At 69.3% G+C, this 13,829-nt stretch carries 6 protein-coding genes; 1 reads left to right on the top strand and 5 read right to left on the bottom strand.

All coding sequences use genetic code 11. The annotated features are described in order from the left end of the window. Window positions 1–55: 55 nt before the first annotated feature. The 5 genes from RXV79_RS14140 to RXV79_RS14120 all read right to left on the bottom strand — a co-directional run bounded on the left by RXV79_RS14140 (window position 56) and on the right by RXV79_RS14120 (window position 10,140). Window positions 56–3,907, bottom strand: coding sequence for a beta strand repeat-containing protein (locus tag RXV79_RS14140; protein ID WP_316698320.1), 3,852 nt, complete (start codon window positions 3,905–3,907; stop codon window positions 56–58). 23 nt (window positions 3,908–3,930) lie between these two features. Next, window positions 3,931–5,520 carry a ShlB/FhaC/HecB family hemolysin secretion/activation protein gene (locus RXV79_RS14135; protein WP_316698317.1) on the bottom strand — a complete coding sequence of 530 codons (1,590 nt, stop codon included), beginning with the start codon at window positions 5,518–5,520 and terminating at the stop codon, window positions 3,931–3,933. After that, window positions 5,517–7,610 (bottom strand): CHAT domain-containing protein, encoded by a 2,094-nt coding sequence (locus RXV79_RS14130; RefSeq protein WP_316698314.1) that lies wholly within the window; start codon window positions 7,608–7,610, stop codon window positions 5,517–5,519. The genes RXV79_RS14135 and RXV79_RS14130 overlap by 4 nt, the downstream gene beginning before the upstream one ends. Window positions 7,611–7,719: 109 nt before the next feature. Next, window positions 7,720–9,516, bottom strand: coding sequence for a hybrid sensor histidine kinase/response regulator (locus RXV79_RS14125; RefSeq protein ID WP_316698311.1), 1,797 nt, complete (start codon window positions 9,514–9,516; stop codon window positions 7,720–7,722). A gap of 15 nt (window positions 9,517–9,531) precedes the next feature. Further along, window positions 9,532–10,140 carry a response regulator gene (locus RXV79_RS14120; RefSeq protein ID WP_316698309.1) on the bottom strand — a complete coding sequence of 203 codons (609 nt, stop codon included), beginning with the start codon at window positions 10,138–10,140 and terminating at the stop codon, window positions 9,532–9,534. 629 nt (window positions 10,141–10,769) lie between these two features. Between RXV79_RS14120 and RXV79_RS14115 the strand changes: the two genes are divergently transcribed. Beyond that, window positions 10,770–13,829 carry a YncE family protein gene (locus tag RXV79_RS14115; RefSeq protein WP_316698307.1) on the top strand — a complete coding sequence of 1,020 codons (3,060 nt, stop codon included), beginning with the start codon at window positions 10,770–10,772 and terminating at the stop codon, window positions 13,827–13,829.

Raw genomic sequence — 13,829 nt, 5'->3', positions numbered from 1 at the left:
GCATCAGCCGAAAGTCATCTGGGCCGGATGACCGAGGTCACCGCCGTGACGGCGCTCAGAAGGCCGAGCACGAGCCGCCGTCGCTCACGTTGAGGCAGCCCGAGAGCTGGGGCTGGTTGCGCACCTTGCCCCACTCGGAGGCGAGCTTGTCGGCGTCGGCGCCTTCGGCCAGGCCGCCGCGCATGACCGAGGCGGCGGTGCACACGTAAGGTTGGTCGAGGTTGCGGCCGTAGACGTCGGAGCTGTTCTCGGCGTGGAAGGCGTCCATCAGCATGTGGCGCGTGAGTTCGGCCTGGCGCAGCGTCAGCACCGAGGGGGTGAACACGATGTTGTAGCCCAGCGGCGAGGCGAGCGTGCCTTGCCCGATGGCATAGGTGTTGGTGCCGCTCGGCGTGGCCGACAGGCTGCCGCTCAGGGAGCCGGCCGCGGTGTCGCCGTTGACGAGCCCGGTCACGGTGTAGCCAAGTGGCGGCAGCGGGGCGCCGATCACGCCGGTGGTGGGGTTGGCGGCGACCGTGATGGTGGGTTGCGTGGCGCGCATCAGGCCGTTGCCGGTGGTCGGCAGGGCGATGCCCGAGATGCTGCAGGTGGTGGTGTCGCCGTACACGCAGCCGTAGAGGTTGTTGAAACTGCCGGCGACCGTCGGGTTGACCACCGTGGGCGCCCAGACGCGCCACTGCCCGCCCGGCGCGCTCAGGGCGGCGCCCGTCGCGAAGGTCACGGTGCCCGGGGAGACGATGTCGAGCCGGGGCGTGGCGGTGCCGGTCATGGTGATCGGGCGGTTGATCAGGATGTTGCCGCCGGCCTGCAGCACCGCGGTGTTGCCGCCGAGGCTGGTGGTGATCGCCAGCGGCGCGAAGGGCGTGGCGGATGCGGCGTCGTAGGCGGCGGCCGTGGCTGCGTCGACCGTCAGGTCGCCCGCGGTTCGAACCGTGAGCGACGCGGGTGGGTCGAAGGCCAGCACCCCGTTGATCTGGTTGGCGGCCGAGTCGAGCGTGACCGTGCTCGCTGCACCGCCGCGGATCACGAGGTCGCCGGTGGTGAAGCTGCCCACCTGGCCGATGTTGCCGGCGCTCAGCAGGCCGAGGCTTCCGAAGGTGTTGCCGCCGCGCACCGTGATGCCCAGCGAGCCCGCGCCTTCGTTCTGCAGCGTCAGCCGTGCCGCGGGCGCCGCGGCGCCGAACGCGTTGGTGTCGAGCACGATCGCGCCGGTGTGGCTGCGCGAGCCGATCACCACGCCGCCAGCGGCCGCGATGCCGCCGCCCGCGGCCAGCATGTCCGACAGCACGGTCATGGTGCCTGCGCCCGCATTGGCGCCACGCGGAATGACGGTGATGCCCACCGTGGGCTGCTCGACCAGGTCGCCGGTCGTGCCGCTCACGCCCAGCGGGCGGATGTTGACCGTGCCGCTCACGTCGACCTGCGGCGGCACGCCGGCCACGCCCAGCTCGAGCGAGCTGGCGCGTACGTCTGACAGAGCACCGATCACGAGGTTGAGGTTGGCCGCGCCGCCATCGCCGTCGTCGACGACGAGGCCGGTGGTGGCCGAGCCGACCATCTGGATGCCCGGGGCGATGGAGCCGCCCGTCGACTGCCCGACCAGCTTCACCGTGCCGGGCGTCGAACCGGCGCCGACGATCTCGAGATCGCCGATGCGCAGGCCCACCGCGCCCGCTGGGCCGAAGGCGGCGTCGTCGCCGCGCCCGGCGAGGGTGGCGGTGCCGTTGTGGATGACGATGCGGGTGCCGTCGGCTTCGATGCCGGCGAGGCTGGCCGTGAGCGTGTCGGTGCGGGTGGCGATGCCGCGGATGTCGATGTTGCCGGCACCCGTGGCGTTGAGGTTGGCGCCGTTGAGCAGCACGGCGGTGCCGTGGCTCGCGCGGCCGTCGATGGTGAGGTTGCCGAAGGTGAAGTTGCCCGCGAGGCGCACCGCCGCCGGGGCCCCCGGGGTGGTGCTCGCCCGGCCGCGCAGCACGATGTCGCCGGCCGTGCCGGTCTGCAGGTTGCTCGTGTCGATGTCGGTGGTGGCGATGTTGATGGCCGCGTTCGACGCATCGCCCCGCGCATAGCCGGTGGCCGGGTCGAGGCCGCCGCTGGCGGTGACCGAGCCGCCCCCGGTGGAGAGGCTGGAGTTGGTGATGGACACGCCGCCCGTGCCGTTGCCGTCGAGGTCGGCAAAGAGGTTCAGGTTGACGGGGCCGGCGCCCGACGAGCCGATGATCGTGCCGTCGATGCTCACGTTGTTGTTCGCGCGCAGCGTCAGCGTGGTGGCGCCGGTGCCGGCGGTGCGGGTGATGTTGGTGCCTGGGGCGATGCTGATGTTGCCGGCCTGCGAGCCGGCGCCGCCTGCGTCGGTGGAGATCACGACGCTGGTGCCGGCGTCGAGGGCGGCCACGATGTCGCTCGCCTGCACGTTGGCGCCAGGGCCGATGGGCTCGAAGCTGCCCGCCACGTCTTGCGGTGCCGCGTTGGAGATGGTGACGTCGTAGGGGTCGAGCGTCCAGGCGCCGGCGGTGCCGCCGGCGGCACGGGCGCGGGCGTCGATCGTGCCGCGCTTGTAGACGCCGCCCGAGTTGGCGAGCGCCGTGGTCACCGCCATGCCCGAGGTCTCGATCTGGCCGCCGTTGCCGCCCTCGGTGCCGCCGCGGGCGCGCAGCGTGCCGTAGACCTCGGTCACGCCGAAGTGGATGCGCGGCGTGGGCGAGGTGGCGGAGGCGTCGTTGTACATCGCGCGCAAGGCGATCTGGCCGCCGTTGCCGTTGCGGGTGGCATCGGCCGAGAGCAGCACGGTGTCGTTCACCAGCAGGGCGCGCGTGCGGGCGTCGCCGATCTCGATGCGGCCGCCGCCGGTGGCGCCGTCGGCCAGCACTTCGGGCCCGGTCGGCTGCTCGCCGCGCTGCAGGGTGATCTGGCGGCCGAGCAGCGTGACCTGCCCGCCGCTCGCGCTGCTGCTGGACGCATCGACGCTGGCGTCGTTGAGGTTGAGCGAGCCGCCACCGCCCGCGTCGATGTGGATGCTGCCGCCGTTGCCGGTGTCGGAGGCCGTGCTCAGGACGCCGGCGATGTTGAGGTTGTCGACACGCGCATCACCTTCTTCGCGCGGCTGCCCGCCGATCACGATGCGCCCGCCTGCGGCGAGCGTCTGCGAGCCAAGGCCCGTGGTGAGCGAGCTCGACGACGGTTCCGAGGGCGTGACCTGCAGCACCCGCACGAAGCCGCTCGTGCCCACCGAGCGCAGCAGCGCGGCCGAGCCGTTGCTCATGTTGACCTCGCCGCGCGGCGCCGAGATCACGCCGTGGTGCTCGATCTGCGACTGGCTCAGGAGCACGATGGAGCCGCCTTCGGTGACCTGGATCTGCGGCTGGCGCGGGTCGTTGGCTGTCTGCACCGTGATGGCACCGGCGCCGCCCGAGAGCGCGATGTCGTCGCCGCCGACGAGGCTCGCGTAGTTGTTGGCCGACATGGAAGAGTCGAGGTCGAGGGCGCTGGCCACCAGCGAGCCGGCGCTGACCTGGGCGCTCGAACCGAAGATCACGCCGGCCGGGTTGATGAGCATCACGCGGCCATTGGCGCTCAGGGCGCCGTGGATCTCGCTCGCGCTCGGGCTCGGGCCGGTGACGCGGTTGACCAGCAGGCTCTGCGCATTCGGCTGCGCGATGGTGACGCGCGCGGCGCTGCCGATCGAGAAGCTCGACCACTCGATCAGCCCGCGGTTGCTTGCGCTCTGCGTTTGCGTAATGGCGAGGGTGTTGCCGGCCGGCGTGCCGACCGTCGCGTTGACGACGGCACCACCCGGGCGCAGCACGGGCAGCGTGTTGGCCGCGACCTGCGCCTGCGCGGGCACCGCGCCCAGGGCCAGGAGCGCGCACAGCGCGAGGGGGGAGCGTTTGAACGAAGGAGTACGCATGTCAGTCCTCATGTGAGCCGGGCTCAGAAGGAACGTTGAACCTGCACCAGCAGGCGGGCCTTGGGGTTGTCGGGCTCGGAGCGCACCGGCTCCTTGCCGCGCACGCCGAGGCTCGCCTTCAGGGTGAAGAAGTCGGGGTGGGTGAACTGCACGCCGAGGCCATAGCCGTGCAGCGTGCGACGCGAGGAGCCGGTGAGAGCGTCTTGCGACTTGTCGCGCCCGTGGCCCCAGTCGTAGAAGGTGTAGCCGCTCCAGGTGGTGTTGAACCAATGGCGCAGCTCCAGGTTGACGATGGCGCCGAGGTCGCTGGAGCCTTCGGCCACCGGATAGGCGCGCACGCCCTTGTCGCCGCCGAGGGTGAAGCGCTCGGCGTTGTCGAGCGTCTTGTCGGTCCACTGGCCGGCCAGGCCGGCGAGCAGCGAGAAGCCTCGGCCGAGCGCTTGCAGGCGAGATGCCTGCAGGCTCAGCTTGGCGAAGCTTCCGTGCGGCGCCCCCGCGGGCGTGGCGCTGTCGTACTTGAGCCGGCCCGCCATCACACCGAGGCTGCCGCCCGAGAAGCCGCCGCCGCCGAAGGCGTCGCGCGACTCGAAGGCGAGCGAGGTGTCGAGCGCGGTGATGGATTTGTCGACCGCGATCACGTCGGCGATGTCGTCTTCCAGCTTCTTGTGCTGCAGGGCGACGCGCGTCACGAGGTTGCGGTCGCGCCCGCGCAGCACGGGGTAGGACATCGACGCATCGAACACGTTGGCCGTGCCGGTGGCGCCGGTGAACTCTTCGCTCAGCTCGTAGCCCACGCGCGAGAAGCCGATGCCCGCGCGCCAGGGCGTGGCGCCGATCGGCGCTTCGTAGCCCAGGCGGCCGACCGTGGTGCCGGCGCCGCTCGAGGCGAGGAGGCGCAGGTCGAGGTTGTCGCCGATGCCGGCCGGGTTGTTCCAGCGCAGCAGGGTGCCGAGGCGGTACCGGCCGCTGGCGTCGGAGCCGTGGTTGTCGAGGTCGATGCTCGCGTCCCACGCGCGGCGGGCTTCGGTCTGCACGTTGACCTTGTAGAGACCTTCGTCGCCGGTGGGCAGCAGCGTGGCCCGGGCCGAGACGCCGGGCCAGTCGTTCAGGGTGTACATCGCGCGGTCGAGCGCCTGCAGGTCGAGCGGCTGGCCCTTGCGCACGCCGGCTCCGTCGAGCACGCGGGTCGTGCGCTCCGGCGAGATGGGCGGCTTGGGTGGCGACTCCACGGTGAGCTGCGACACCTGCGGCTCGACGATGCTCACCTGCAGCACGCCGGCCGTGAGGTCTTGCGCCGGGTAGCCCACTCCGGCCATGCCGAAGCCACGGGCCTCGTAGAGCCGGCGCAGCGCGGTGGAGATCACGCTGAGATCGGTGGCGTCGATCTCGCGGCCGATGAAGGGTTTGACGACGGCCTGCAACTCGGCGGCACTGACCGCGCGTGTTTGGCGGAAGCGCACTTCCTTCAGCAGGAAGCGGCCTTGTGTGGTGGGGGCGAGCGTGGGGGCCGAGGCGGCAGCGGCCGGCGTGGGCGCGTTGCGCAGCGGGGCCTGCTGTGCATGTGCCGCCGAGGTGGCGGCCAGCGCGACCAGCGAAAGGGCGAACGGTTTCATCGTGCGGCCTCGCTGGCGACCAGCAGGCGCCCGTTGCCGATCACGTTGAACGGGGCCCAGAAGAAGGGGTGGGCGAAGCGTCGGTTCTTCTGCACTTCGAGCTGGGCGGCCTGCATCGCGGCCATGAGGTCGCGCCCGGTCGAGAGTTCGCGGTAGAGGCGGTTCATGAGGAGGTCGGTGGAGTCGTCGGCCACCGGCCAGAGCGAGGCGACGATGCTGTTGGCCCCCGCCGAGAGCAGCGAGCGGGTGAAGCCGATGATCTCGTCGCCGCGCGCCACTCGGCCCAGGCCGCTTTCGCAGGCCGAAAGGGTGATGAGGCGCACGCCGCGCAGGTCGAGCGTGTAGATCTCGCGGGCTTCGAGCAGGCCCGTCTCGCTGCCGGTGCTGGCGAAGAGGATGCGCGAGAAGAGCGGGTCCACGTCGTCGAGCTCGGCGTGCGCGGCGATGTGGACCATGTTGTGTCGGCCGGCGCTGGCCTTGAAGCGGTCTTTCGTGGCGTCTTCCTTCAGGTAGATCTCGCTGCCGTTGAAGAGCCTGGCCACCTGCTGCACCTCGCGCTCGGCGCCGGGCAGCGGCACGTTCTTGTCGGTGCTCGGGTTGCCGAAGCCGAGCAACTGCGGCGCCGGCACGCTGCCGCGGGCCAGCAGCTTCGCGCCGATGGCGGCCGAGGGCCACACGGTGAGGGCGCTGCGCTCGATGAGGTAGCTGCGCCCGTCGTGCAGCGCCTGGAAGGGCAGGTAGTGCAGCGGGCCGTGCGGCACCACGTAGAGGCGCTGCGCGGGGGCGAGGTCGACGTCGGCCAGGAGCAGCTTGTAGAGGTTGGCGGCGAGGGTAGAGGTGTCGCGCCGGCGTTCGATCACGCTGGAGCGGAAGTTCTCGACCAGCGGGGCGAGCCCGGACTGGCCTTGTGCGATGACGGCCGCCGAGAGGCCCGTGCGGGTGACGAGCCAGACGACGCTGCGCTGGTCCAGCACATGGAACTGCAGCACCGCTTCGCCGGGGGCGAGGCTCTTCTGCAGCTCGGCGAGGGTGATGCGGTGATCGGCCAGGCTGTCGGACGCGCGGTCGCGCACGGCGTCGAGCAGCTGGCGCGAGCGCGAGGCTTCCGACAGCACCCAGGCGGTCTCGAACTCGCGCTGGGCGATGGCGAGGTCGAGTGCGGTGTCGAAGACCTTCTGGATGTCGCCGAAAAGGCCGGTCTTGAACTCGTCGCTCTGGAACTTGCCGCGCAGCTGCTCGGCGAGGGCGACGGTGTCGAGGTAGGCCTTGAGGGCGGCGGGCTTGTTGCCACGCTGCAGCTCGACGCGGCCCAGGCCCTCGGTGGCCCACAGGCGGTGGTAGAGCGCATCGCTCCCGCTGGCGTCGGCGGCGATGCGCTGGAAGAGTGTGTGCGCCTGGTCGGCCACGCCGGCAGCGAGCAGGGCGTTGGCACGGCTGCGCAGGTAGAAGGCACCAAGCTTGTCGGCTTCGCCCTTGGGCAGCTTGTCGAGCTGCTGAAGCGCCTCGGTGGGCCGGCTCGCGGCCGTGTAGGCGTTGGCCAGCGACACCAGCACCAGCGGGCGGAACCGCTCGCTCGCCAACGCGTAGCTGCGGGTGTAGGCATCGGCGGCATCGCCGTAGCGGCCTCGGCGCGCGGCCACATCGCCCAGCACCTTGTGGGAGGGCGCGTGCGCCTGCTGCGGGTTCTTGGGCTTGAGCGCCAGCGCACCGTTGGCGAACTTCTCGGCCTCGTCGAGCAGGCCGGCGTAGCTGTAGGCGATGGCGAGGTCGCGTTGTGCGAGCGAGCGCAGGTCTTCGTTGTCGGTGCTGCTGCCGAGGTGCAGGGCCTTCGCGGCGGCGCGGATGCTCTGGCGGAACTCGCCTTGCTCGGCCAGCGCGACCGAGCGGCCGCAGTAGCCGTAGCCGTCGAGCTTGATGACGTCGCGCTCGTACAGCGCACGGCCCTCGGCGCTGAGCGCGAGGATGCCGTTGGCGTCGCGGTGGCGCGCCAGGGCGTCGCGCGCGATGCTGTTGCCGTTGTCCTGCGCCTGGGCGGCGAACGCGCACACGGTGGCGGCGCCCAGCAGGAGGATGCGATGTAAGGCCCTCACGGACTTCCCCTTCTTGAAGTTGCGGCCGATGCTAGGAGCCACCTTCGGCGCCTCAAAGTGACCAAGGTGAGGCGCCGCTTCCATGTTCTAGGGGGGCGCCTACGGGAACTCAGGGCACGCTGCGCAGCACGGCGTACAGCTCTTTGGTGCGAACCGGCTTGAAGAGCACCTGGTGGCCGCTGCTGTGCACGCGCTTGACTTCGTCGGGCGAGGTGTCGCCGGTGATGAGCAGGGCCGGCAGCGGCGCACCGTAGACGCCGCGCACGCGCTCGATGGCGTCGATGCCGTCTTCGCCATCGGCCAGGCGCAGGTCGGAGATCACGATGTCGATCACCCCGGCGTGGCGCCGTACCTCGGTGCAGGCCTCCTGGATCGTGGCGGCCGTCAGCACCTTGTAGCCCCAGGTCTGCAGCAGGTCGCTCATGCCGACGCGGATGCTCTCTTCGTCGTCGATGAGCAGCAGCGTGCGGCTTTCATCGATCGGCGAAGGCACGGTATCGGCCGCCACCGCGATGTTGTCCATCTCGTCGAACGGCGTGGCCTTGATGAGAATGCGAAACACCGTGCCCTTGCCCGGCTTGGACGAGACCTCCAGTTGGTGCCCCATCAGCAGCACCAGGCGCTTGACGATTGCCAGGCCCATGCCCAGGCCGCGCGAGCGGTCGCGGCCGGGGTTGTCGACCTGGTAGAACTCGTCGAAGACCTTGGGCAGCTCGTCTTCGGGGATGCCGATGCCGGTGTCCCACACCTCGATGCTGATGGCGTCTGCGCGGGTGCGCGCCACCACCACGATGCCACCTTCCTGCGTGTAGCGGATGGCGTTGTGGATGAGGTTCGACAGCACGCGCTCCAGGAGGTGGGCGTCGCTCATCACGATCTTGCCGCCGGCCTTGAAGCGCAGGCCGAGACCCAGCTCTTCGGCCTGGCCGGCGCAGTGCATGTGCAGCACGCGGAAGAGGTCGCGGATGGGGAAGGGCTGCAGGTTGGGCTCGATCACGCCGGCATCGAGCTTGGAGATGTCGAGCATGGAGGTGAAGCTCTGCTCGAGCGCGTCGATCGAGCGGATCATGTTCTTCACGAGCGGCTGCAGCGCGGTGCCTTGCAGGCGTTTTTCCAGCGTGGCGGTGAAGAGGCCGAGCGCGTGCATGGGTTGGCGCAGGTCGTGGCTGGCCGAGGCGAGGAAGCGGCTCTTCTCGCGGTTGGCCTGCTCCACCAGCACCACCTGCTGGCGCAGCGCGCGCACCAGCGCGTCGTTGTCGAGCTTGGTCTGCAGCTCCTTCATCAGGAGCCGGTGGCGGGCGCTCGCGTGGTAGATGCAGGCGAAGAGAAAGGCGGCCACCAGCGGCGCGATGGTGATCGTCATCGGCGTGCCGAGGTAGAGCATGAACGCGATCAGCGGCGTGAGCAGCGGCACCAGCCACAGGTAGATGGCCCAGCGCTGCGCCGCCACCTGGTGCGCGCCGGCCGCGGCCAGGCCCAGCAACAGCAGCACGAGCGGCATGGTGGGCACCCAGCGCAAGTCATCGATCAGCAGCGCCGGGGCGATGCCCCAGCTCACCGCCGAGAGCAACACCACCGCCTGGTAACGGTGCAGCCAGCGCGAGGGTTGGGTGAGGGCGGTGCGGCCGGCCTGCTTGAACGACCAGTAGAGCGCCGCGTGCGCCATCTGCACTGCATGCACGAAGCCGGCCCAGACCCACAGCCCCGTGCCATGGGGCATCCAGACCAGGAAGGAAAGCCAGCAGGCGACGGCCAGGCCGGCGAGCACCGCGACTTTCACGTCGCCGTGGCGCATCAGCTTCATCAGTTGCGAGGCGCGGGTGCGCTCGCGGCGGCGCTCAGGCCCTTCGTCGCTCGATGCTTGCGGGATGCCGGTGCTGGCGGATGGCGAGAGCTGGAAGCGCACCCTTCGCGTACCTGCTTACCTGAACAGGCTGATCAGGTGGGAGCGCGACTTCACGTCGAGCGCCAGCAGGATGGTCGACACGTAGTTCTTGATGGTGCCCAGCGATAGCCCGGTAGCCGTGCTGATCTCCTGGTTGGAGCAGCCCGAAAGCACCAGCTCCAGGATCTCGAGGTGGCGCGGGCCCAGCTCGGCCACGCGGTCGTAGCGCGACGAACTCGGAAAACGCGGGAAGGGCGCCGTGACGCCCCCCTGCGCCGTGGCCAGCAGGCCCAGCACCGTGTCGCACATCTGGCGCGGTGCCTGGCCCTTGGTGACATAGCCCACCGCGCCGAGCGCTCGCACCTGGCCGATCACGAATTCGTCTTGCGTGCCGCTGATGACGGCCACCCGCGCCTGCGGGAAGGCTTCGAGGAACTGCTTCAGGCCCTGCAGACCCTTGCAGTCGGGCATGTTGAGGTCGAGCAGCACGAGGGCAATGTCGGGCTCGCTGCGGTAGAGCTCCATCGCATCGTGCAGCGTGCTGGCTTCGAGGAGCTGGAGGTTGGCGTTGTCGACCGCGCCGAGGCTGGTCACGATGCCCACGCGCACGAGGGCGTGGTCGTCAACGATCAGGAGTTTGGACATCTGGCGAACCGCTTCTTCGGCTGCGAGCACGTTTGCGTGGTCTTGCGGCACCGCAGATGCGCCACGTTGAGATGCCATGCCGGACAACACTTGGCTCATCGGGTGCCTCTGTCAGGTGAATGAATCGAGGTCGTCACGCCCGTGCGGGGCGCATTGCAGCGCGTATTGTTGATTCAAAAAATCGCGGCACGTATCCCTAAGAGCATGGATGCGGGTACACCCTGAGCGCCGGTGGCGAGCTTGTTGCGCGGACCCCGACGCCGCCATGACGAGGTGTGACTTAGTTGGCGTTTGAGGCGGATCGGGTTCGCCGTGACTTCATGCCAATGACCCTTGTCGTGGAGTGCGCGATTGATATGCCCGACGCGTGAATTCCGCCGCAAGAGGCTCGGCGCGACATATCGCGGGCCCACAAGTTCCCCTCATTTCGCATCGTGCATGTACTGACTTGCCAACTTGCGCACGAAAGTCTAGGGAGAAGCGTTAATCGCTAGAAAAGCACGGCAGTGCAACCATTGGGCAAGCAGGAGAAACGCGCCGTGGCATCGCCGTTTCCCGTGCAAAACACCACAAAGGAGACTGCCATGCAATTGAGTTGGTCGGCCGTGAAACGGCAATTCGGACGTGTGATGTCCGCCTCGTGTCTGACGGTGTGCGCCTTCGGCGCCCACGCCCAGACCACCCTCTTCCAGCAATCCTTCGGAAGCGGCCTCGGGAGCTTCTCGTCGGCCGGCTCGGTGAGCACGTCGAGCCTCGGCGCCACCATGACCGCCTCGCTGCTGAGCACCGACGGCGCCATCACCTCGTCTCCGATCAGCACGGTGGGCTACACCGGCATCACCCTCGCGTTCGACCGCAGCACCACCGGCCTCGACACCGGCGAGGCCGGCATCGCCGAGGTCTCGATCAACGGCGGCGCGTTCACCCAGGTCGAGTCGACCCAGGCCGCGACCACCAGCCGCGTGACCCTCACGTTGCCGTCCAACGCAGCCAACCAGACCAGCGTGGTCGTGCGTTTCCGCGTCAACGCCAACAGCGCACTCGAAAGCTACCGCGTCAACAACGTCGTGCTGGCCGGCACGAGCGGCACCACCAACCCGCCGACCGGCGCCACGCGCCCGCCCATCGGCAAGTTCGCGACCTTCGAGAGCGGCCACGTCCGCCCGATGGCGCTGAACAGCACCGGCAGCCGCCTCTTCGTCGTCAACACGCCTGACAACCGCGTCGAGGTCTACAACACCTCCTCGGGCACCCCGGCGCTGATCGAGTCGATCCCGGTCGGCCTGGAGCCGGTGTCGGTGGCGCTGGCCAACGACAACCAGCTGTGGGTGGTGAACCACCTGTCCGACAGCGTGAGCATCGTCGATGTCTCCACGACGCCTGCCCGCGTGATCAACACGCTGCTGGTGGGCGACGAGCCGCGCGACATCGTGTTCGCGGGCGCTGGCAACAAGTGGGCCTTCATCACCGCTGCGCACCGCGGCCAGAACGCCGGCTTCGACCCGCAGCTCGCCACCCCGGGCGTCGGCCGCGCCGACGTCTGGGTGTACGACGTGGCCAACGTCGGCACGCGCCTCGGCGGCCAGCCGCTGACCCGCCTGAACATGTTCGGCGACACGTTGCGCGGCCTGGCGAAGAACGCCGCCGGCACCCGTGTCTACGCCGCGGTGTTCAACTCCGGCAACAAGACCACCGTGCTGAACGAAGACCTGGGCAACGGCGGCCTGACGCTGCCGTCGCCCACGACCGACGCCGCCGGCAACACCGCACCGCGCAACCCGCTGATCGTGCAGAAGGACGCCAACGGTCGCTGGATGGACGACGGTGACCCCACGCGTGGCGTGGCACCGCGCGACCACAGCAGCCGCGTGAAGATCAACCTGCCCGACTACGACGTGTTCACGATCGACACCTCGGGCTCCACGCCCACGGTGACGGCGCGCACGACCGGCGTGGGCACGACGCTGTTCAACGTGGCCGTCAACCCGTCGTCGGGCAAGGTCTACGTGAGCAACCAGGACGCCCGCAACCGGGTGCGCTTCGAAGGCCCGGGCACCCGCTCGACCACCGTGCGCGGCCATTTCGTCGAGAGCCGCATCACCGTGATCGACGGCAGCAACGTGCTGCCACGCCATCTCAACAAGCACATCACCAGCTACGACCAGGCCGTGGGCACGGCAGCCGAAAAGGCCGCCTCGCTCGCCACCCCGCTCGAGATGGCGATCACGCCCGACGGCTCGACCATGTACGTGGCCGCGATGGGCTCCAACAAGCTGGGGCGCTTCAGCACCGCGGCGCTCGAAGGCAACACCTTCACGCCCTCGGCCAGCAGCCACGTGACCCTGACTGGCGGCCTGCCCACCGGCGTGGTGCTCGACCCGTCGCGCAACGTGGCCTACGTCACCACCCGTGGTGACAACGGCGTCTCGGTGGTCAACACCTCGACCTTCTCCGAGACCGCCCACGTCACGATGTACAACCCGGAGCCGGCTGTCGTGAAGGCAGGGCGCAAGTTCCTGTACGACGCGAACTACACCTCCAGCCGCGGCGACTCATCGTGCTCGGGTTGCCACATCTTCGGCGACATCGACCACATCGCATGGGACCTCGGCAATCCGAGCGAAAGCCAGGTGGCGAGCCCGAACCCGTACAACACCAACGTGCCGCGTTTCGGTCGCAAGGCCAACTTCCACCCGATGAAGGGGCCGATGACGACGCAGAGCTTCCGCGGCATGGCCAACCACGGCCCGCTGCACTGGCGCGGTGACCGCACGGGCCAGAGCCGCAGCTCGGGTGAAACGATCGAGCACCAGGCGTTCGAAGACTTCAACGTGGCCTTCACCGGCCTGCTGGGTCGCGAGTCTCAGCTCACCGCCGCCGAGATGAAGGCCTTCGCCGACTTCGCGCTGGAGATCATCTACCCGCCCAATCCGATCACCAACCTCGACAACTCTCTCACCACGGTGCAGGCGGCCGGGCGCAACGTGTACTTCAACACGACGTCCGACACCATCACCACCTGCAACGGCTGCCACACGGTCGATCCGTCGCGCAAGCTCTTCGGCTCCGACGGCACCATGTCGATCGAAGGTGCCCAGCTCGACCAGGACTTCAAGATCCCGCACATCCGCAACATGTACCAGAAGGTCGGCATGTTCGGCACGAACTCGAGCCGCTCGTTGTTCGCGAACGTGGGTGACCAGGTCAAGGGCTTCGGCTACAACAACGCCGGCAAGTTCGGGACGCTCGTCCAGTTCTTCTCGGAAGACGTGTTCAACGCCCTCTCGACCACGCAGAAGCAGCAGCTCGAGCAATACGTGCTGGCCGCGCCGTCCGACGTCAACCCGATCGTCGGCCAGCAGGTCACCGTGACGCCGGCGAACGCCAACCAGTCCGACGTGAGCGCCCGTCTGAACCTGCTCGTGGCGCGCGCGCAGATCACGAGCCCGGTGCCCGAGTGCGAGCTGGTCGCCAAGGGCGTGATCTCGGGCCAGGCGCGCGGCTGGGTCATGAACGCAAGCCAGCAGTTCGTGCCCAACAAGTCGTCTGAGTCGGCCGTCACGCTCAGCGGCCTGCTGAGCCAGGCCAGCGCCGCTTCCGCGCCGCTGACCTTCACCTGCGTGCCGCCGGGCAACGGCACCCGCATCGGTGTCGACCGCGACGCCAATGGCACGCTGGACCGCGACTGA

The sequence above is a fragment of the Piscinibacter gummiphilus genome (assembly GCF_032681285.1).
GTDB lineage: Bacteria > Pseudomonadota > Gammaproteobacteria > Burkholderiales > Burkholderiaceae_C > Rhizobacter > Rhizobacter gummiphilus_A.
Note: the sequence above shows the minus strand (reverse complement) of the source record. Positions and strands in the feature narration are given on the sequence as shown.

Bases quoted from the DNA above. Each gene is read 5' to 3' on its own strand.
- RXV79_RS14140 (WP_316698320.1), bottom strand. From the start codon at position 3,907: ATGCGTACTCCTTCGTTCAAACGCTCCCCCCTCGCGCTGTGCGCGCTC.
- RXV79_RS14135 (WP_316698317.1), bottom strand. From the start codon at position 5,520: ATGAAACCGTTCGCCCTTTCGCTGGTCGCGCTGGCCGCCACCTCGGCG.
- RXV79_RS14120 (WP_316698309.1), bottom strand. From the start codon at position 10,140: ATGTCCAAACTCCTGATCGTTGACGACCACGCCCTCGTGCGCGTGGGC.
- RXV79_RS14115 (WP_316698307.1), top strand. From the start codon at position 10,770: ATGTCCGCCTCGTGTCTGACGGTGTGCGCCTTCGGCGCCCACGCCCAG.